The following is an 18,329-nucleotide window of genomic DNA, read 5'->3' on the forward strand; positions in this document are numbered from 1 at the left end:
CTCGACCTACGCGTGCTGGCTGCTGACCGAGACGGTCTCGCCCGTCATGTACGACGAGTAGCCGCTGGCCAGGAAGACGATGACGTTGGCGACCTCCCAGGGCTCGGCGTAGCGGCCGAACGCCTCGCGGGCCGTGAGCTCGCCCAGCAGTTCCTCGCTGGTGACCTTCACCAGGTGCGGGTGCATGGCCAGGCTGGGGGCCACCGCGTTGACCCGTACGCCGAACTCGGCGGCCTCCAGTGCCGCGCAGCGGGTCAGGGCCATCACCCCGGCCTTGGCCGCGGCGTAGTGGGCCTGGCCGGTCTGGGCGCGCCAGCCGACCACGGAGGCGTTGTTGACGACGACCCCGCCCCGCCCGGAGGCCTTCAGCGAGCGCAGTGCGGCGCGGGTGCAGCGGAAGGTGCCGTTCAGGGTGACGTCGAGGACCTTGCCCCACTGTTCGTCGGTCATGTCGACGAGGGCGGCGGTGCCTCCGAGGCCGGCGTTGTTGACGACGACGTCCAGGCCGCCGTGGGCCTGTTCGGCGCAGGCGAAAAGGGCCCTGACCTGGTCCTCGTCGGTGACGTCGCAGGGCAGGGAGGTGACGCGGTCGGCGCCGAACTCGGCGGCGAGCGCCTGCTCGGTCTCCTTCAGGCGGCGGGCGTGGGCGTCGCCGATGACGATGCGGGCGCCCTCCTCCAGGAAGCGGCGGGCGGTGGCGCCGCCGATCCCGGCTCCGGCGGCGGCGGTGATGACGGCGCTGCGGCCGTCCAGCAGGCGGTGGCCGGCCACGTAGCGGGGCTCGTTCATGCGCACTCCTCGACGCTGCTCATGGCCGTACGGTAACCTACCAAACACTTGTTAGGGAAGCGTGAAGGGCGTTGGAGGGGGCGGGCACCTGATGGATCTGACCCAGACGGCGGAGGTGGCGGCCTTCCGGGCCGAGGCCCGGGCCTGGCTCGCCGAGCACGTCCCGGACTCCCCCCTGCCCTCCCTGGAGACGGCCGAGGGCTTCACGGCGCACCGGGCGTGGGAGGCCCGACTGCAGACGGGCGGCTGGTCGGCGGTGTCCTGGCCCGAGGAGTACGGGGGCCGGGGCGTGGACATCGAGCGGTGGCTGGTCTTCGAGGAGGAGTACTGGGCGGCGGGCGCGCCCGGCCGGGTCTCCCAGAACGGCATCAGCCTGCTCGCCCCGACCCTCTTCGACCACGGCACCCCCGAGCAGCGGGCCCGGGTGCTGCCGCCGATGGCGAGCGGCGAGGTGATCTGGGCGCAGGCCTGGTCGGAGCCGGAGGCGGGCTCCGACCTGGCCTCGCTGACGTCGCGGGCCCGGCGCACCGGCGGCGGCTGGCTGCTGTCGGGGCAGAAGACCTGGTCCTCGCGGGCGGCGTTCGCGGACCGGGCGTTCGGCATCTTCCGCACGGACCCGGAGGCTGCGAAACCGCACCAGGGCCTGACGTACCTGATGTTCGACCTGCGGGCGCCCGGGGTGACGGTACGCCCCATCGGCCGGCTGGACGGCAAGCCCGCCTTCGCGGAGCTCTTCCTCGACGAGGTCTTCGTACCGGACGAGGACGTGATCGGGGAGCCGGGGCAGGGCTGGCGGATCGCAATGTCGACGACGGGCAACGAGCGCGGGCTGACGCTGCGCTCGCCGGGGCGCTTCCTGGCGGCGGCGGACCGGCTGGTGGCGCTGTGGCGGGCCGCCGGCGACCCGGGCGACACCGCACTGCGCGACCGGGTCGCGGACGCGGTGGTCGGCGCGCGCGCCTACGAGCTGTTCACCTGGGCGGGCGCCACGCGGTTCGCGGCGGGCGAGCGCATCGGCGCCGAGTCCAGCCTGAACAAGGTGTTCTGGTCGCAGTACGACATCGCCCTGCACGAGACGGCGCTGGACCTCCTGGGGGCGGACGCGGAGCTGGCGGAGGGCGCATGGGCGGAGCCCTGGGTCTTCTCGCTGGCGGGGCCGATCTACGCGGGCACGAACGAGATCCAGCGCGACATCATCGCCGAGCGGCTGCTCGGCCTCCCGAAGGGCCGCCGCTGATGCGCTTCCTGCCGACCGCCGAACAGTCGGACTTCGCCCGTACGCTGCACGGCCTGCTCGGCGCCTCGGACGTCCCGGCGGCCGTACGGGCCTGGAGCGCCGGGGACCACGGGCCGGGGCGGGCGATCTGGTCGCGGCTCGCGGGGACGGGCCTGTTCGCGCTCGCGGCGGACGAGGCGTACGGCGACCTGGGAGCCCTGGGGCTGCTTCCGGTGGAACTCGCCCTCGGCTTCGTGGAGCTGGGCCGGGCGGGGATGCCGGGGCCGGTGGTGGAGACGGCAGCGGCGGCCGTGCTCCTGTCGGAGCTCGCCCGGGCCGGGGAAGGGGGGCCGGCGAAACGTTTCCTGCCGGGGCTGCTGGCGGGCGGGGACCTGGCCACGCTGACGCTGCCGGGCGGGGGTCCGTACGCCCTGGACGCGGACGCGTCGGCGTACTGCTTCACGGTGTCGGCGGCGGGCGAACTCCGCGTCGCGGGCGGCGCCTCGGGCGGGGGTGCGGACGGGGGCCCGGGCTGGGGTGCGGGCGGGGGCACGGGCTGGGGTGCGGGCGGGGGCCCGGGCTGGGGTGCGGGCGGGGGTGCGGACGCAGGTGCGGCGGCGGGCGGCCCGCTGCGGTCCACCGACCCGGCGCGCCGGCTGTTCGCACCCGCGGCGGACGGTGAGCTGCTGGCCTCCGGCCCCCGGGTGCTGGCGGCGGCGGGGACGGCCCTGGCCTGGGCACGGCTACTGACGGCGGCCCAGTGCCTGGGCGTGGGCGAGGCACTGCTGGCCGACACGGTGCGGTACGTCAAGCAGCGCACCCAGTTCGGCACGCCGATCGGCGGCTTCCAGGCGGTGAAGCACCGGCTGGCGGACACCCTGCTGGGCTTGGAGTTCGCGCGGCCGCTGGTCTGGGCGGCGGCCCTGGGCCTGGCCCCCCGGGAGGTCGCGGCGGCGAAGCTGGCCGCGGGCGAGGCGGCGTACGCGGCGGCCATGACGGCGCTGCAGCTCCACGGGGCCGTGGGCTACACGGAGGAGCTCGACCTGTCCCTGTGGCTGCGCAAGGCCCGGCCGCTGCGCGACGCGTGGGGGTCGCCGTCGGCGTGCCGGGCGGCGGTGCTTCAGGAACGGGTACGAGAGCGGTAGTACGTCGCGAGAGCGGTGTTCACGAGGACGGTCCCGGCGAACCAGAGGCCGGCGGCCCGCTGCCCGAGCGCGAGGAGCGCCAGGGCGGCGGCGCCGAACACCAGCGCCTTCACCGCGAGCTGCGCGGCGAGCGGGACGGCGAACCGGGCCTTGGGCGCCGCGAACGCCCCCCACAGCACGGCGGCGGCCAGCGGCGCGGCCACGGCGAGCCAGAGGCCGACGGTGGAACCCCACCAGGCCAGGACGCCGAGGGCGACTACCTCCAGCACGAACGCGAGGCCCTCGTTGACGAGGAAGAACGACCGCGCGGCGGGCCGCATCGTACGGCTCATGCGACGGCCACGCTGAGCGAGACGACGTACTGCTCCTCGACCGTCCCGTCGGGGAACAGGGGCATCAGCCGGGCCCGTTCCTCGTCGAGGAACTCCCGCGTGCCCGCCGGGCCGAGCATCAGGAACGCGGAGTGGCTGGCGTGGTTGGCGAGGTGGACGTCGAGCGGGATCCGGCGCGACCAGCGGACCTCGCGGGTGGTGAACGCCAACCCGACCGGCAGGGCGCGGAAGGTGGCCCCAGTGGCGCGGAAGAGTGCCCGGATCCGCTCGTCCTGCTCGGCGATCCAGGGGACGGTGGCGTCCATGTCGTTCCACCAGAGCGCCAGCGCGCCGCCGGGCCGCAGCACGCGGCGGGCCTCGGGGACGGAGCGGGCGGGGTCGGTCCAGTGCCAGGCCTGGGCGTACGTGAGGAAGTCGAACCCGGAGGTGACGAGCGGCAGCCGGTCGCCGTCGCCGCGCACCAGCGGGATCCGGGGATGCGCGCGCCGGAACTCGACGGCCATGCCGTCGCCGGGCTCGACGGCGACGACGTCCGCCCCGCGGGCGCTCAGTCGCCCGGTGGCGATCCCGGTCCCGGCGCCCACGTCGGCCACCCTGGCCCCGCGCAGCGGCCGCCCGGCGAGCACCTCCAGGGCGTCGAACAGCTCCTCGGGATACCCGGGCCGGTTCGCCGAGTACAGCGGGGCGGCGGCGTCGAAGGACCGGGCGCGGATGCGGGGCGTGGACGTCATGCCGTCATTGTTTTCGATCTCCGCCCCGCAGACCAGGGCCTTGCGCCGGCGGCCCTGACTCCGGTTCAGCGGAACTCGCGGACGACCTCGATCCGGCCCACGATGTGCGCGTTGAACTCGTCCAGCTCCTCCGCCGGCACCCACAGCTCCGAGATCGTCTGCCCGCCCGCCTGCTGGACGGGGTACCGGGCCAGGAACTCCGTGTCGACCTCGAAGCGCGTCACGAAGCCGACGCCACTGTGCTTGACGTTCCAGTCGCGGGCGATGCGGATCGCGTAGTCCTCGTTCAGGACGGGGTAGAAGATCGGCTGCTCCGGCAGCCGCGGCGGCCAGGCCCGCCAGTCGAGCGCGCGGACGAGGTCGAGCTCCACCGGGCCGGTCGGGCGCCAGAGGGTGGTGGTGTTCGGATTCGGGGTCGTCGGGGACATGGGGGTGGACCCTAGGCGCAGCCGTGCCCGCGTGACCAGCGGTTTTCCGTTCAGGCGGGGCGGCGGCGGAGGGAGTAGCGGATCAGGGTCAGCGTTTGGACGGCCAGGAGGATCGCGGCGCCGGTGCCGGCCGTCGGAAGGTCGTCGGCCGAGGCCCAGGCCCGGCCGCCCAGCTCCGCGACGCCGACCGCGGCGAGCGCGACCAGGAAGCGGGGCACGAACTCGGCCTCGGTGCCGTGCAGTACGCCCGAGCCGACGACGAAGACGGCCAGCAGAACCGGGATCCAGGGTGCGTCCGGCTCGCGCAGCAGCAGCGCGGCACCGAACTCCACGGCCAGGACGAGCACGTTGCGGAGCAACATCGACATGAGCACATCATGCCGGGGATATTCGCGTGCGTCCCGGCCGGGGCCGCCTCTAGGATCCACGACAAGGCGGGGTCGTAGCACAGAGGTAGTGCGCCTACACAGCATGGAGGAGGACGCCGGTTCGAATCCGGCCGCCCCGCCCCCTCTTCCGCGAGCACGCACGTCCTCGCGTACGCTCCGCCGCAAGGGCGGGGTCGTGGTACAGCGGTCGTTGCACCCCCTCCATTGGGGAACACGCCGGTTCGAATCCGGCCGCCCCGCCCCTCCGGTCCCCCGCCCTACTGCGTGGCCCGGAGCCAGGCCGTCGCGGCCGTGAGCGCCGAGCGGGCGGCCGGCAGGGGCAGGCCCAGGAAGCCGTGGAAGACCCCCGGGTCGAGGTGGACCGTACAGTCCACCCCCGCCGCGCCCAGCCGCCGCGCGTACGCCCAAGCCCTCGTCGCGCAGCAGATCGCAGTCCGCCAGGACCAACAGCGTGCGCGGGAGCCGCGACACGTCGCGGGCACGCAGCGGCGAGACGTACGGGTGCGCCGGGTCGCCGCCGTACTGCTCCCAGTACCAGACCATGTGGGCCGCGGTGTGGAAGTGCCCCTCCCCATACGCCGACACCCAAGCCGACTCCGCGGCCGGGGCGGGCGCCCCTCGCAGCCCGGTGCGGGGTCGTAGACCCGGACCGGGACGCCCGAGGCGTCGCCGTCGCGGACCGAGGCCACCTCCGGGCCCGCCGACCGACCGCCCCCGGCCGCGCCCCGCGCCCGTGATGACGACGACTTTCCCGTACAGCGAGATCACCCGTCACCCCTCCGATACGCCTAATAGAAATACTTCTAGCAGGCATATCTGTAGGAGGAAGGGGCGTGCGGAGACCGGTCGTAGACTGCGCTGCGTGGCAGACGAGACGAACAGGCCCACGCTCCCGGCGACCAGCTGGGCGGTGCTCGGGCTGCTCTCCTTCGGCGAGGAACTCTCCGGCTACGACCTGAAGAAGTGGTCGGACCGGTCGCTGCGCTTCTTCTACTGGAGCCCGTCCTTCAGCCAGATCTACAGCGAGCTCAAGCGCCTGGAGAAGGCCGGTTACGCCTCCTCACGACTGGTCGCCCAGGAAACCGGAACCCGCGACAAACGGGTCTACCGGATCACCGGCGACGGCATGGCGGCCGTACGGGAATGGGCGCGCGAGACCCCCGTCGACCCGCCCGTGCTCAAGCACGGGCCGATGCTGCGGCTGTGGCTCGGCCACCTGCTGGAACCGGAGCAGATGCGCGAACTCCTGGACCGGCAGCAAGCGTTCGCGGAGGAGATGCGCCTGCGCGCGGTGGCCGACGCGCAGGGCGCGCAGGACGAGCCCGCCCGGGCCTACCCGACGCTCACCCTCAAGTGGGCCGAGCGGTACTACGCCTCCGAGCGCGACCTCGCGGCCGCCATGCTGGACGACGTCGCGGCGCTGGAGGACGCGGCGGCACCGGAGGACGAGCGCGAGCGCCCGTAGGCGCGCGGGGTGCGGGGCGGCCGACGCGCCCTGCGTGCACCGGGAGCGCCCGGCCGCACGCCGGGGTTCCACGACCACCGACTGTCGTACCCTCGGGCCATGACCGGCAGCGCCATAGACCTCCGCAAGCTGGAAGCCACCGCTCCGGCGCTCGTGAGCCTCTACAAGAGCGCCGGGGTCTCGCTCCGCAAGCACGGCCTGGAGGGCGGGCGGGCCGCGGTCTACCTGGTCCTGGACTACTCGGGGTCGATGCGCCCGTACTACCGGGACGGCACCGTGCAGGCCCTCGCCGACCGGGTGCTGGGCCTGTCCGCGCACCTCGACGACGACGGCCGCGTACCGGTGGTGTTCTTCTCCACCGACGTCGACGCGGTGGAGGAGGTCCCGCTCGCCGGGCACCAGGGCAAGATCGCCGAGATCGCCTCGCGCCTGGGCCACATGGGCAAGACGGCGTACCACGCGGCGATGGACGCGGTCATCGACCACTATCTGGATTCGGGGACGGCGAAACCCGCCCTCGTGGTCTTCCAGACCGACGGCGGCCCGATCAACAAGCTGGCGGCGGAGAGGTACCTGTGCAAGGCGGCCCGGCTCCCGCTGTTCTGGCAGTTCGTCGGCTTCGGCGAGACGCACAGCTCACAGTTCGACTTCCTGCGCCGACTGGACGAACTGCCCGTTCCGGCCCGGCGGGTGGTGGACAACGCGGGCTACTTCCACGCGGGCCCGGACCCGCGCCAGGTCCCGGATCCGGTGCTGTTCGACCGCCTGGTGGGAGAATTCTCGTCCTGGCTGGCATCGGCCCGCGCGGCGGGCATCGTACGCACCTGAGCGACGGCTTTGATGGACGCATGACGACGAACAACTGGGCAGCGTTCGAGAATCAGGAACCGGAATTCGCGGCTACCGTCCGGACCCGCTTCGCGCAGTACCCGCACCACGTCCTCGCCACCCTCCGCAAGGACGGCTCCCCGCGCCTGGCCGGACTGAATGTCGACATCCGCGGCGGCGAGCTGTGGCTCGGGATGATGCCGGGCTCGCTGAAGGCCAAGGACCTCCAGCGGGACCCCCGGTTCGCCCTGCACACCAACCCCGGCGAGGGCGAGACGATGCCGGACGGGGACGTACGGATCTCCGGACGCGCGATCGAGCTCCTGGACCCGCCCGAACTGCACCGGTACGCGGAGGAGACGGAGACCCCGCACCCCTTCCACCTCTTCCACGCGGACCTGACGGAGGTGGTGCACATCGGCGTCGACGGCGACGACCTGGTGGTCCGCACCTGGACCCCGACCCACGGCCTGCGCACCATCCGCCGCGGCAACGACGACGAACCGCCGCGCGAGGTCACGGACGAGGACCCGCACGAGGAACCCCCGACCACCCCGACCACCCCGACCGACTGACCGGTAATGCCGCGTCAACCGGCCGGAAACGTTCACCCATCACGCGAATTTGCTACGGCCGAACAGATGACCTTGTAGCGGCGCTGCGTGGGGAGGGGGAGCGTGAACGCTCCATTCAACGCGGCGGGTTCGACCGGTGCGGAAGCAGACCCTGGCTGTCAACGGCGACAAGCTGCCCCGCGCCGAGTACGTCTAGAGGACCCGGGACCGGGTGCCGGGGTCGATGTCGACAGGGCCTCGATGCTCTCCTCGCCCAGTCCGGCGGCCCGGGCCCGGTCGAGCCACAGCTGCAGCTCCCGGCGCAGCGGCTGGTGCTCGGACAGCGAGTCGTCGCCGAGCGTGCCGGAGATGAACGTGCCGGCCCCCTGCTTCTTCGCGACCAGGCCCTCGTATTCGAGCTCCCGGTACGCCTTGAGCACGGTGTTCGGGTTGATCGCCACGCTGGCCGCGACGTCCTTGACCGTCGACAGCCGGTCCCCCTCGGCCAGCAACCCCAGCCGCAGGGCCTGGCGTACCTGGTGGACGAGCTGCACGTACGGGGCGACACCGGAGCGGGCATCGAGGTGGACCACCGATCGCGCCCGGACACGCGAAAGCGCCCGCCGTACCTGGAGGGCGCTTTGACGGAGGGTCAGCAGATGGGAGGCGAGATCAGGACGGGCGCTTCACGGCCCGGATGAACGGCACCCACGCGGCTGCGGGGAAAAAGATCACCGGGCCGGCGCCGTCCTGCTTGCTGTCGCGGACGGGGACCAGGCCGGGGAGGTCGTTGGACACCTCGACGCAGTCACCGCCCTCTCCGTTGCTGTACGAGGACTTGCGCCAGGACAGGCCGTTCACTTCTGCGCGCATGTCGCGTACTCCTCCGCCACCGACTCGATCAGTGTCAGGGACACCTCCGGCGACAGCGCAGCGGCCCTGGCAAGATCGTATGACCTCCAGTAGCGCTGAACCAGAGCGGGATAGTCGAGCAGTTGCCCCGCGTGGGGGCCCTCCGTATAGGCCACGTCGGGCGCATCCGGGAACTGGATGATGCGCACCAATGAGTTCAGGGCCCCATGGGCGCCGGCCGAGAACGGCACCACCTGCGCGGTGATCCGATGGGCTCGGACGTACGACGAGATGTGGCGCAACTGAGCAGCCATCACCGCCGGACCTCCGACCGCCGTCCGCAGCACCGACTCGTGCAGAACGACCCACATCTCGGGGGTCTCCGGATCGACGAGGAGGCGGGCGCGTTCGATGCGCGCCGCGACGAGGGCTTCGACGCGCTCGGTCAGCGCGGTCGGACTGGCGGCCCGGATCACCGCCCGGGCGTAGTCCTCCGTCTGGAGCAGCCCGGGAACCAACATGCAGGCGTACTCGTAGGTGGCCGTCGCCAGCCCTTCCAACTCGGCCACGGCGGCGAAGTACTCGATGTGCTTGGACTTGAACGCCCCGGCCAGCCGCACGAAGTAGTCCCCGGTGCCGAGCTCCTTGTCGATCAGCTCCGCGATCTCCGGCCGCAGCCTGCGCGTGCCGCACTCCATCTGCCCGACGTACGCCCCGCTGGTGAAGATCCGCTCGCCCAGTCCCGCCTGGGTCAAACCGGCCGCCTCGCGGTGCCGCCGCAGTTCCTCGCGGGCGAACTCCTCCGGCGTCTGCGCCCCACCCTCGTCGTTCGGCCTGGCCATGAGCCAACTCCCCGCTTCTGCAGTGCCCTCGCTCCGCGAAAAAGCGTAGTCCTCGCCGGACCGCCGGGACAACGGAATGCGTTCACACGACTACCGGTGGTGGCGACGGGGAACGCCACAGCGCCCGCCATCCCTGGTCGGGGACATGGCGGGCGCTGTGTCAGAGTTCCGCACTCCGTTGTACGGACCGTATGAGGGGTCTCCCCGGAGGGAGGGGGTGCTGCCGGTGGCCCGGGGCCCCGCACCGACGGCCGGAGGCCGACGCAGCCGGGCGAAGCCCGGGAGGCCGCCTACGGCCGAGCGGTGCGCGCCCGGCGGGAAAGATCAGACCATCAGCGAGCGGTCCGTCGGCTTGACCGGGTACGGGAGGGTGCTGCTGCCGGTCAGGAAGCGGTCCACGCCGCGGGCGGCCGAGCGGCCCTCCGCGATCGCCCAGACGATCAGGGACTGGCCGCGGCCCGCGTCGCCGGCGACGAAGACGCCGTCGACGTTGGTGGCGTAGGACGCGTCGCGGGCGACGTTGCCCCGCTCGTCCAGGTCCAGGCCGAACTGGGCCACCAGGCCGTTGGCCTGGTCGGTGCCGGTGAAGCCCATGGCCAGGGTGACGAGCTGGGCCGGGAGGACCCGCTCGGTGCCGGGCTTCTGGGTCAGCTTGCCGTCCACGAACTCGACCTCGACCAGGTGCAGGGCCTGGACGTTGCCGTCCTCGTCACCCTCGAAGTGGGTGGTGGAGACGGAGTAGATCCGCTCGCCGCCCTCCTCGTGCGCCGAGGTGACCTTGTAGAGCATCGGGAAGGTCGGCCAGGGCTGGTTGGCGTTACGGTCCTCGCCCGGCTTCGGCATGATCTCCAGCTGCGTGACCGAGGCCGCGCCCTGGCGGTGGGCGGTGCCGACGCAGTCCGCGCCGGTGTCGCCGCCGCCGATGACGACGACGTGCTTGCCCTCGGCCGTGATGGGCGGAGCCACGAAGTCGCCTTCCTGGACCTTGTTGGCCAGCGGCAGGTACTCCATCGCGAAGTGGATGCCCTTGAGGTCGCGGCCCGGGACCGGCAGGTCGCGGGAGACCGTGGCGCCGGCCGCGATGACGACCGCGTCGAACCGCTTGCGCAGGTCGGTCGCGGACAGGTCGCGGCCGATCTCGATGCCGGTACGGAACTTGGTGCCCTCCGCGCGCATCTGCTCGATGCGGCGGTTGATGTGCACCTTCTCCATCTTGAACTCGGGGATGCCGTAGCGGAGCAGCCCGCCGATGCGGTCCGCGCGCTCGTACACGACCACGGTGTGGCCGGCCCGGGTCAGCTGCTGGGCCGCGGCCAGGCCCGCGGGGCCCGAGCCGATGACGGCGGCCGTCTTGCCGGACAGGCGCTCCGGGGCCTGCGGGGTGACGTCGCCGTTGTCCCAGGCCTTGTCGATGATCGAGACTTCGACGTTCTTGATGGTGACGGCCGGCTGGTTGATGCCGAGCACGCACGCCGACTCGCAGGGGGCGGGGCACAGGCGGCCCGTGAACTCCGGGAAGTTGTTCGTGGCGTGCAGGCGCTCGGAAGCCGCCGACCAGTCCTCGCGGTACGCGAAGTCGTTCCACTCGGGGATCAGGTTCCCGAGCGGGCAGCCGTTGTGGCAGAACGGGATGCCGCAGTCCATGCAGCGGCCGGCCTGCTTGCTGATGATCGGGAGCAGCGAGCCCGGGACGTAGACCTCGTTCCAGTCCTTGAGGCGGTCGGCCACAGGTCGGGAACAGGCGGTCTCGCGCTGGGTGGTGAGGAAGCCCTTCGGGTCAGCCATGGGTCGCCGCCTCCATCATCTTCTCCGTGGTCTCGGACTCGGAGAGTCCGGCCAGCTCAGCGGCGTCCTTGGCGGCGAGCACTGCCTTGTACGTGGTCGGGATGATCTTGCTGAAGCGGTCCGCCGAGGCGGTCCAGTCAGCCAGGAGCTTCGCGGCCACGGTCGAGCCGGTCTCCTCCTCGTGGCGGCGCACCACATCGTGCAGCCACTGCTTGTCGGTGTCGGAGAGGGCTTCGACCGCGCCCGTGTTGCCGACGTTGACGTTGTTGACGTCGAGGTCGATGACGTAGGCGACGCCGCCCGACATGCCGGCCGCGAAGTTGCGGCCCGTCTCACCGAGGACGACCGCGCTGCCGCCGGTCATGTACTCGCAGCCGTGGTCGCCCACGCCCTCCGAGACGACCAGGGCGCCGGAGTTGCGGACGCAGAAGCGTTCGCCGGTGCGGCCGCGCAGGAACATCTCGCCGCCGGTGGCGCCGTAGCCGATGGTGTTGCCGGCGATGGTGGAGTACTCGGCGAGGTGGTCGGCGCCGCGGTCCGGGCGGACCACGACGCGGCCGCCGGAGAGGCCCTTGCCGACGTAGTCGTTCGCGTCGCCCTCAAGGCGCAGCGTGATGCCGCGCGGCAGGAAGGCGCCGAAGGACTGGCCGGCGGAGCCGGTGAAGGTCAGGTCGATGGTGTTGTCGGGCAGGCCCGCACCGCCGAACTTCTTGGTGACCTCGTGGCCGAGCATCGTGCCGACGGTCCGGTTGATGTTGCGGATCGCGACCTGGGCGCGGACCGGCTGGGCCGCCTCCGCGGTGTCGGCGTTCAGCGCGTCGGCCGCGAGCTTGATCAGCTCGTTGTCGAGGGCCTTCTCCAGACCGTGGTCCTGCTCGATCAGGGCGTGGCGGACCGCACCCTCGGGCAGTTCCGGCACGTAGAAGAGCGGCTCCAGGTCGAGGCCCTGCGCCTTCCAGTGCGTGACGGCCTTGCTGGTGTCGAGGAGCTCGGCGTGGCCGATGGCCTCCTCGATCGAGCGGAAGCCCAGCTCGGCGAGGAGCTCGCGGACCTCCTCGGCGATGAACTCGAAGAAGTTCACGACGAACTCGGCCTTGCCGGAGAAGCGCTCGCGCAGGACCGGGTTCTGGGTGGCGATGCCGACCGGGCAGGTGTCCAGGTGGCAGACGCGCATCATGATGCAGCCGGAGACGACGAGCGGCGCGGTCGCGAAACCGAACTCCTCGGCGCCGAGCAGCGCGGCGATGACCACGTCGCGGCCGGTCTTGAGCTGGCCGTCGGTCTGGACGACGATGCGGTCGCGCAGTCCGTTGAGCAGGAGCGTCTGCTGGGTCTCGGCGAGGCCGAGCTCCCAGGGGCCGCCCGCGTGCTTGAGCGAGGTCAGCGGGGAGGCGCCCGTTCCGCCGTCGTGGCCGGAGATGAGGACGACGTCCGCGTGGGCCTTGGAGACACCCGCGGCGACCGTACCCACGCCGACCTCGGAGACCAGCTTCACGTGGATGCGGGCGGCCGGGTTGGCGTTCTTGAGGTCGTGGATCAGCTGAGCCAGGTCCTCGATGGAGTAGATGTCGTGGTGCGGGGGCGGGGAGATCAGGCCGACGCCCGGGGTGGAGTGCCGGGTCTTGGCGACCCACGGGTAGACCTTGTGGCCGGGCAGCTGGCCGCCCTCGCCGGGCTTGGCGCCCTGCGCCATCTTGATCTGGATGTCGTCCGCGTTGACGAGGTACTCGGAGGTCACGCCGAAGCGGCCGGAGGCGACCTGCTTGATGGACGAGCGGCGCGCCGGGTCGTACAGGCGGTCCGGGTCCTCGCCACCCTCACCGGTGTTGGACTTGCCGCCCAGCTGGTTCATGGCGATGGCGAGGGTCTCGTGGGCCTCGCGGGAGATGGAGCCGTACGACATGGCGCCGGTGGAGAAGCGCTTGACGATGTCGGCGACCGACTCGACCTCGTCGATGGAGATCGACGGGCGGCCCCCCTCCTCCGCGGCCTTGAAGCCGAACAGGCCGCGGAGCGTCATCAGGCGCTCGGACTGCTCGTTCACCCGGTCCGTGTACTTCTTGAAGATGTCGTACCGGCGGTTGCGGGTGGCGTGCTGGAGGCGGAAGACCGTCTCCGGGTCGAAGAGGTGCGGCTCGCCCTCGCGGCGCCACTGGTACTCGCCGCCGATCTCCAGCGCGCGGTGCGTGGCCGCGATGCCGGAGGCCGGGTACGCCTTGGCGTGGCGGGCGGCCACCTCCTTGGCGATGACGTCCAGGCCGGCGCCGCCGATCTTGGTGGCGGTGCCCTGGAAGTACGCGCCGACGAACTCCTCGTTCAGGCCGACGGCCTCGAAGACCTGGGCGCCGCGGTAGGAGGCGACGGTGGAGATGCCCATCTTGGACATGACCTTCAGGACGCCCTTGCCGAGCGCGTAGATCAGGTTCTTGATGGCCTGCTCCGGCTCCAGGCCGGACAGGAACGTACCGGCGCGCAGCAGGTCCTCGACGGACTCCATGGCGAGGTACGGGTTGACGGCGGCGGCGCCGTAGCCGATGAGCAGCGCGACGTGGTGGACCTCGCGGACGTCGCCGGCCTCGACCAGCAGGCCCACCTGGGTGCGCTGCTTGGTGGCGATGAGGTGGTGGTGCACGGCGGAGGTGAGCAGCAGCGACGGGATCGGCGCGTGCTCGGCGTCCGAGTGGCGGTCCGAGAGGACGATCAGGTGGGCGCCGTTGGCGATGGCCGCGTCGACCTCGCCGCGGATCTCCTCCAGGCGGGCGGCCAGGGCCTCGCCGCCGCCGGAGACCCGGTACAGGCCGGAGAGCGTGGCGGCCTTCATGCCCGGCATGTCGCCGTCGGCGTTGACGTGGATGAGCTTGGCCAGCTCGTCGTTGTCGATCACCGGGAAGGGCAGGGTGACACTGCGGCAGGACGCGGCCGTCGGCTCCAGCAGGTTGCCCTGCGGGCCCAGAGAGGACAGCAGAGAGGTGACGAGCTCCTCGCGGATGGCGTCCAGCGGCGGGTTGGTGACCTGCGCGAACAGCTGCGTGAAGTAGTCGAAGAGCAGCCGGGGGCGCTCGGACAGGGCCGCGATCGGGGAGTCCGTGCCCATGGAGCCGAGCGGCTCGCCGGCGGTACGGGCCATCGGCGCGAGGATGACGCGCAGCTCTTCCTCGGTGTAGCCGAAGGTCTGCTGGCGGCGGGTGACCGAGGCGTGGGTGTGCACGATGTGCTCGCGCTCGGGCAGGTCCGTCAGCTCGATCTCGCCGGTCTCCAGCCATTCGGCGTACGGAGCGGCGCCGGCGAGCTCGGCCTTGATCTCGTCGTCCTCGATGATCCGCTTCTGGGCGGTGTCGACGAGGAACATCTTGCCGGGCTGGAGGCGGCCCTTGCGGACGACCTTGGCCGGGTCGATGTCGAGCACGCCGACCTCGGAGCCGAGGACGACGAGACCGTCGTCGGTGACCCAGTAGCGGCCGGGGCGCAGACCGTTGCGGTCGAGGACCGCGCCGACCTGGGTGCCGTCGGTGAAGGTGACGCAGGCCGGGCCGTCCCAGGGCTCCATCATCGTGGAGTGGTACTGGTAGAACGCGCGGCGGGCCGGGTCCATGGAGGTGTGGTTCTCCCACGCCTCCGGGATCATCATCAGCACGCTGTGCGGCAGCGAGCGGCCGCCGAGGTGCAGGAGCTCCAGGACCTCGTCGAAGGAGGCCGAGTCGGAGGCGTCCGGGGTGCAGATCGGGAAGATCCGGTCCAGCGCGCCGTCACCGAAGACGTCGGAGGCCAGCTGGGACTCGCGGGCCTTCATCCAGTTGCGGTTGCCCTTGACCGTGTTGATCTCGCCGTTGTGCGCGACGAAGCGGTACGGGTGGGCCAGCGGCCAGGACGGGAAGGTGTTGGTCGAGAAGCGCGAGTGGACCAGGGCCAGCGCCGAGGCGAAGCGGCGGTCGGACAGGTCCGGGAAGAAGGGCTCCAGCTGGCCGGTGGTCAGCATGCCCTTGTAGACGATGGTGCGCGCGGACAGCGACGGGAAGTAGACCCCGGCCTCGCGCTCGGCGCGCTTGCGCAGCACGAACGCCTTGCGGTCCAGCTCGATGCCCGTGCTGCCGTTGCTCACGAACAGCTGGGAGAAGGCCGGCATGGTGGCGCGGGCGCCGTTGCCGAGCAGGTCCGGGGTGACCGGGACCTCGCGCCAGCCGAGGACCGTGAGGTTCTCCTCGGCGGCGATGGCCTCGATCTGCTCCACGGCGACGGCCTGTGCGGTGCCGTCGGCGGGGAGGAAGGCGATGCCGACGGCGTAGGCGCCGGCCTCGGGGAGCTCGAACCCGGCGACGTCGCGCAGGAACGCGTCGGGGACCTGGGAGAGGATTCCGGCGCCGTCGCCCGAGTCCGGCTCGGAGCCGGTGGCGCCCCGGTGCTCAAGGTTCCGCAATACGGTCAGCGCCTGCTCGACGAGGGTGTGGGTCGCCTCGCCGGTGAGGTTCGCCACGAATCCGACGCCACAGGCGTCCTTCTCGTTGCGCGGGTCGTACATGCCCTGCTGGGCGGGGCGACCGTCCATGGGCGACCAGGCGGTGGTGCTGGGGCCGGTCGCGGAGTGCGTGGATGCGGAACGCATCGGCTCTCCCGTCGTCGTCGTGGCGTATGTGCATAGCCGAGGGACGACGTTGGCCCTCTGCGAAATTTCGTGCAGGTTACATGATGACGGCAATCCCGAGAAGCGGATATGGCGTTTCACCATGCGGACACGCACGGGCAGGAATGGGACCTTCGCAGTCACTTCAAGGGCGCACCACGGCGCGAAGGTCCAGACGCGGGTGGGCATCATTGCCCGGCGCGCCCTGGTCTGATGCCCGGCGGACACGGAATCGAAACCGCCGGGTAATGAACCCTAGGGAGGACTACTTATGCTGCGCGTTGCATAGTGTCTCATCGCTTGCGCGGTCAGCCTACGGCTCCGCCGATCCAGGTTCCCAGGACGTACGTCACACCCGCGGCCGCGCCGCCCAGCACCAGCTGCCGCAGGCCGCTGTACCACCAGGACCGCGCGGTGACCCGGGAGACGACCGCGCCGCAGGCGAAGAGCCCCACGAGCGCGAGCAGCACCGCGGGCCACAGGGACGTGGCGCCGAGCAGGTACGGCAGTACGGGCAGCAGCGCGCCCAGCGCGAAGGAGCCGAAGGACGAGACCGCGGCGACCATCGGCGACGGCAGGTCGTCGGGGTCGATCCCGAGCTCCTCGCGGGCGTGGATCTCCAGCGCCTGGTCGGGGTCGCGGGACAGTTGCATGGCGACCTCGCGGGCGAGGGCCGGCTCGACGCCGCGCGATACGTACAGTTCCGCCAGCTCCTCCATCTCGTCGACGGGGTGCTTGTGCAACTGCTGGCGCTCTATGTCGAGTTCGGCGAGGACCAGCTCGCGCTGCGAGGCGACCGAGGTGTACTCGCCGGCCGCCATCGAGAAGGCTCCGGCCGCCAGGCCCGCCAGCCCGGTGATCACGATGGTCTGCGGGGCGACGGCACCGCCGGCGACACCGGTCATCAGCGCGAGGTTGGAGACGAGTCCGTCCATCGCACCGAAGACGGCCGGCCGCAGCCATCCGCCGTTGACGTCGCGGTGGGTGTGGTTGTCGCGGTGCGCGGTGTGCAGCGGTGCTTCGATGTCGATGATGGACATGCGGCGTATCTCCCCTTTTCGTGCGAGTGGGTACGCGAAGAGAACGCGCAGGCATCCACTCCCCCTGAACACCTCGAAACTACGCACGATTTCTGCCGCCCGCCAGCAAGGAAGGCCGTACTTACCTGGGGTTTCGCGGGTCGGCGACCGGGTGACGGGGGCCCGGACGGGGCGTTTTGCGGCGAGCGACAAACCACATGCCGTGGCACAAATCCCCCATGGGCCCACGATGGGTCCCATCAGATGGAGAGGCGCGCCATGGAGCTGATTGCATGCAATCCGCAGGTCCTCCTCGAACGGGCCAGGGGCGCTCTTCTCGGCCTCGCGGCGGGTGACGCGCTCGGCGCCCCCGCCGAGAACATGAAGCCCTCCGAGATCCGGGCCAGATGGGGCCGGATCGAGGGCTTCGTCTCGGACGACCCGGCGGGCACTGACGACACCGAGTACGCGATCTTCTCGGGGCTCCTGCTGGCCCGGCACGGATCGGCGCTCACCATCTCCCACGTCGAACGGGCCTGGCACCACTGGATCGCCGACCTCGACGAGGGGCCGTTCCGCGGCGCGGGCTTCAGCGAGCGCGGCACCCTGGAGAACCTGCGCCGCGGGCTCGCGGCGCCCATCTCCGCGCAGCACCGCCACGCTTGGTCGGACGGCCTGGCGATGAGGGCCGCCCCCTTCGGGGTGTTCGCGGCGGGCCGCCCCGCCGAGGCCGCGCGGCTGGTCGCGATCGACGGCAGCGTCAGCCACGAGGGCGAGGGCATCTACGGCGGCCAGGCGGTGGCGGCGGGCGTGGCGGCCGCCATGGCCGGCGGCTCCCCCGCCTCGGTGGTCTCGGCGGCCCTCTCGGTCATCCCCTCCGACTCCTGGACCGCCCGCTCGCTGCGCCGGGCCGTCACGGCGGCTCCGCGCGGCGAGCGGGCGGTGCGCTCCGCGGTGGTGATCGGCGGCTATCCGTGGACCGACCTGGCCCCGGAGGCGGTGGGCCTGGCCTTCGGCGCCTTCGCCGCCTGCGCGGGCGACTTCAGGTGCTCCGTCCTGACGGCGGTGAACATGGGCCGCGACGCCGACACCACGGCGGCGGTGGCCGGCGCCCTCTCCGGCGCGCTGTCGGGCGTCTCCGCGATCCCGGAGGCCTGGGCGGCGGCGATCGGCCCGGTCCGGGGCAGCTGCCTCCCCTCGATGCGGGGCTACCACGTCCTGGACATCGCCGACCTCCTCACCCCGGAAACCGAGCCTTCCTGATGAGCACGCCGAACCCGTCCCCGCCGACCCCGGACCTCCCCGGCCCGGCCGCGTCCCCCACCCCGGTAGCGGC

16 protein-coding genes, 2 tRNA genes and 2 pseudogenes are annotated in these 18,329 nt (G+C 71.9%); 8 read left to right on the top strand and 12 right to left on the bottom strand.

Annotated elements, in window-relative coordinates:
* Nucleotides 1–6: 6 nt before the first annotated feature.
* A complete protein-coding gene (locus OHA65_RS10925; RefSeq protein ID WP_327282934.1) occupies nucleotides 7–789 on the bottom strand; it encodes an SDR family oxidoreductase in 783 nt (260 codons plus the stop codon).
* A 91-nt stretch (nucleotides 790–880) separates the two neighbouring features.
* Here OHA65_RS10925 and OHA65_RS10930 point away from each other — a divergent pair, with 91 nt between their 5' ends.
* Both OHA65_RS10930 and OHA65_RS10935 read left to right on the top strand, forming a co-directional pair.
* A complete protein-coding gene (locus OHA65_RS10930; protein ID WP_327282935.1) occupies nucleotides 881–2,026 on the top strand; it encodes an acyl-CoA dehydrogenase family protein in 1,146 nt (381 codons plus the stop codon).
* Nucleotides 2,026–3,150, top strand: coding sequence for an acyl-CoA dehydrogenase family protein (locus tag OHA65_RS10935; protein WP_405761794.1), 1,125 nt, complete (start codon nucleotides 2,026–2,028; stop codon nucleotides 3,148–3,150). The genes OHA65_RS10930 and OHA65_RS10935 overlap by 1 nt, the downstream gene beginning before the upstream one ends.
* On the opposite strand, the gene OHA65_RS10940 is transcribed toward OHA65_RS10935, so the two are convergent.
* The 4 genes from OHA65_RS10940 to OHA65_RS10955 all read right to left on the bottom strand — a co-directional run bounded on the left by OHA65_RS10940 (nucleotide 3,126) and on the right by OHA65_RS10955 (nucleotide 5,009).
* A complete protein-coding gene (locus OHA65_RS10940) occupies nucleotides 3,126–3,482 on the bottom strand; it encodes a DUF2568 domain-containing protein (RefSeq protein ID WP_327282937.1) in 357 nt (118 codons plus the stop codon). The two genes, OHA65_RS10935 and OHA65_RS10940, sit on opposite strands and share 25 nt — an antisense overlap.
* Nucleotides 3,479–4,213, bottom strand: a complete 735-nt coding sequence (locus tag OHA65_RS10945; protein ID WP_328762418.1) for a class I SAM-dependent methyltransferase — start codon at nucleotides 4,211–4,213, stop codon at nucleotides 3,479–3,481. The genes OHA65_RS10940 and OHA65_RS10945 overlap by 4 nt, the downstream gene beginning before the upstream one ends.
* Before the next feature lie 65 nt (nucleotides 4,214–4,278).
* Entirely contained in the window at nucleotides 4,279–4,641 is a 363-nt protein-coding gene (locus OHA65_RS10950) for a hypothetical protein (protein ID WP_405761797.1), read from the bottom strand.
* A gap of 50 nt (nucleotides 4,642–4,691) precedes the next feature.
* A complete protein-coding gene (locus OHA65_RS10955; RefSeq protein ID WP_405761799.1) occupies nucleotides 4,692–5,009 on the bottom strand; it encodes a hypothetical protein in 318 nt (105 codons plus the stop codon).
* 66 nt (nucleotides 5,010–5,075) lie between these two features.
* Here OHA65_RS10955 and OHA65_RS10960 point away from each other — a divergent pair.
* Both OHA65_RS10960 and OHA65_RS10965 read left to right on the top strand, forming a co-directional pair.
* A tRNA-Ala gene (locus OHA65_RS10960) sits at nucleotides 5,076–5,150 on the top strand.
* 47 nt (nucleotides 5,151–5,197) lie between these two features.
* A tRNA-OTHER gene (locus OHA65_RS10965) sits at nucleotides 5,198–5,271 on the top strand.
* Between the two features lie 170 nt (nucleotides 5,272–5,441).
* Here the strand turns inward: OHA65_RS10965 and OHA65_RS10970 are convergent.
* A pseudogene (locus OHA65_RS10970) lies at nucleotides 5,442–5,798 on the bottom strand (alpha/beta hydrolase fold domain-containing protein); the annotation flags it as partial.
* A gap of 94 nt (nucleotides 5,799–5,892) precedes the next feature.
* On the opposite strand from OHA65_RS10970, the gene OHA65_RS10975 reads away from it, so the two are divergent.
* The 3 genes from OHA65_RS10975 to OHA65_RS10985 all read left to right on the top strand — a co-directional run bounded on the left by OHA65_RS10975 (nucleotide 5,893) and on the right by OHA65_RS10985 (nucleotide 7,898).
* A complete protein-coding gene (locus OHA65_RS10975; protein ID WP_327282942.1) occupies nucleotides 5,893–6,495 on the top strand; it encodes a PadR family transcriptional regulator in 603 nt (200 codons plus the stop codon).
* A gap of 99 nt (nucleotides 6,496–6,594) precedes the next feature.
* Nucleotides 6,595–7,323 carry a VWA domain-containing protein gene (locus tag OHA65_RS10980; protein ID WP_328762422.1) on the top strand — a complete coding sequence of 243 codons (729 nt, stop codon included), beginning with the start codon at nucleotides 6,595–6,597 and terminating at the stop codon, nucleotides 7,321–7,323.
* Nucleotides 7,324–7,343: 20 nt separating this feature from the next.
* On the top strand, nucleotides 7,344–7,898 hold the full coding sequence (locus OHA65_RS10985; RefSeq protein WP_327282944.1) for a pyridoxamine 5'-phosphate oxidase family protein: 555 nt from the start codon (nucleotides 7,344–7,346) through the stop codon (nucleotides 7,896–7,898).
* A gap of 158 nt (nucleotides 7,899–8,056) precedes the next feature.
* Here the strand turns inward: OHA65_RS10985 and OHA65_RS10990 are convergent, their stop codons facing one another.
* From OHA65_RS10990 to OHA65_RS11015, 6 genes are all read right to left on the bottom strand, one after another.
* Complete coding sequence (locus tag OHA65_RS10990; RefSeq protein ID WP_328762424.1) at nucleotides 8,057–8,470, bottom strand: GntR family transcriptional regulator; 414 nt, start codon at nucleotides 8,468–8,470, stop codon at nucleotides 8,057–8,059.
* A 79-nt stretch (nucleotides 8,471–8,549) separates the two neighbouring features.
* Complete coding sequence (locus OHA65_RS10995; RefSeq protein ID WP_327282946.1) at nucleotides 8,550–8,750, bottom strand: DUF397 domain-containing protein; 201 nt, start codon at nucleotides 8,748–8,750, stop codon at nucleotides 8,550–8,552.
* Nucleotides 8,735–9,571 carry a helix-turn-helix transcriptional regulator gene (locus OHA65_RS11000; protein ID WP_327282947.1) on the bottom strand — a complete coding sequence of 279 codons (837 nt, stop codon included), beginning with the start codon at nucleotides 9,569–9,571 and terminating at the stop codon, nucleotides 8,735–8,737. The genes OHA65_RS10995 and OHA65_RS11000 overlap by 16 nt, the downstream gene beginning before the upstream one ends.
* A 324-nt stretch (nucleotides 9,572–9,895) precedes the next feature.
* The gene (locus tag OHA65_RS11005; RefSeq protein ID WP_327282948.1) at nucleotides 9,896–11,356 is read right to left on the bottom strand and encodes a glutamate synthase subunit beta; all 1,461 of its coding nucleotides are present in this window, start codon (nucleotides 11,354–11,356) and stop codon (nucleotides 9,896–9,898) included.
* Nucleotides 11,349–15,899 carry a glutamate synthase large subunit gene (gltB, locus tag OHA65_RS11010; protein ID WP_327285610.1) on the bottom strand — a complete coding sequence of 1,517 codons (4,551 nt, stop codon included), beginning with the start codon at nucleotides 15,897–15,899 and terminating at the stop codon, nucleotides 11,349–11,351. Before gltB ends, OHA65_RS11005 begins: the two co-directional genes overlap by 8 nt.
* Before the next feature lie 383 nt (nucleotides 15,900–16,282).
* A complete protein-coding gene (locus tag OHA65_RS11015) occupies nucleotides 16,283–17,014 on the bottom strand; it encodes a VIT1/CCC1 transporter family protein (protein WP_327282949.1) in 732 nt (243 codons plus the stop codon).
* A gap of 258 nt (nucleotides 17,015–17,272) precedes the next feature.
* On the opposite strand from OHA65_RS11015, the pseudogene OHA65_RS11020 reads away from it, so the two are divergent.
* Nucleotides 17,273–18,241: pseudogene (locus tag OHA65_RS11020) on the top strand (ADP-ribosylglycohydrolase family protein); the annotation flags it as partial.
* Between the last annotated feature and the right edge of the window lie 88 nt (nucleotides 18,242–18,329).

Origin of the sequence: Streptomyces sp. NBC_00045 (assembly GCF_045041095.1) — a bacterium.
In the GTDB taxonomy this organism is placed as follows: domain Bacteria; phylum Actinomycetota; class Actinomycetes; order Streptomycetales; family Streptomycetaceae; genus Streptomyces.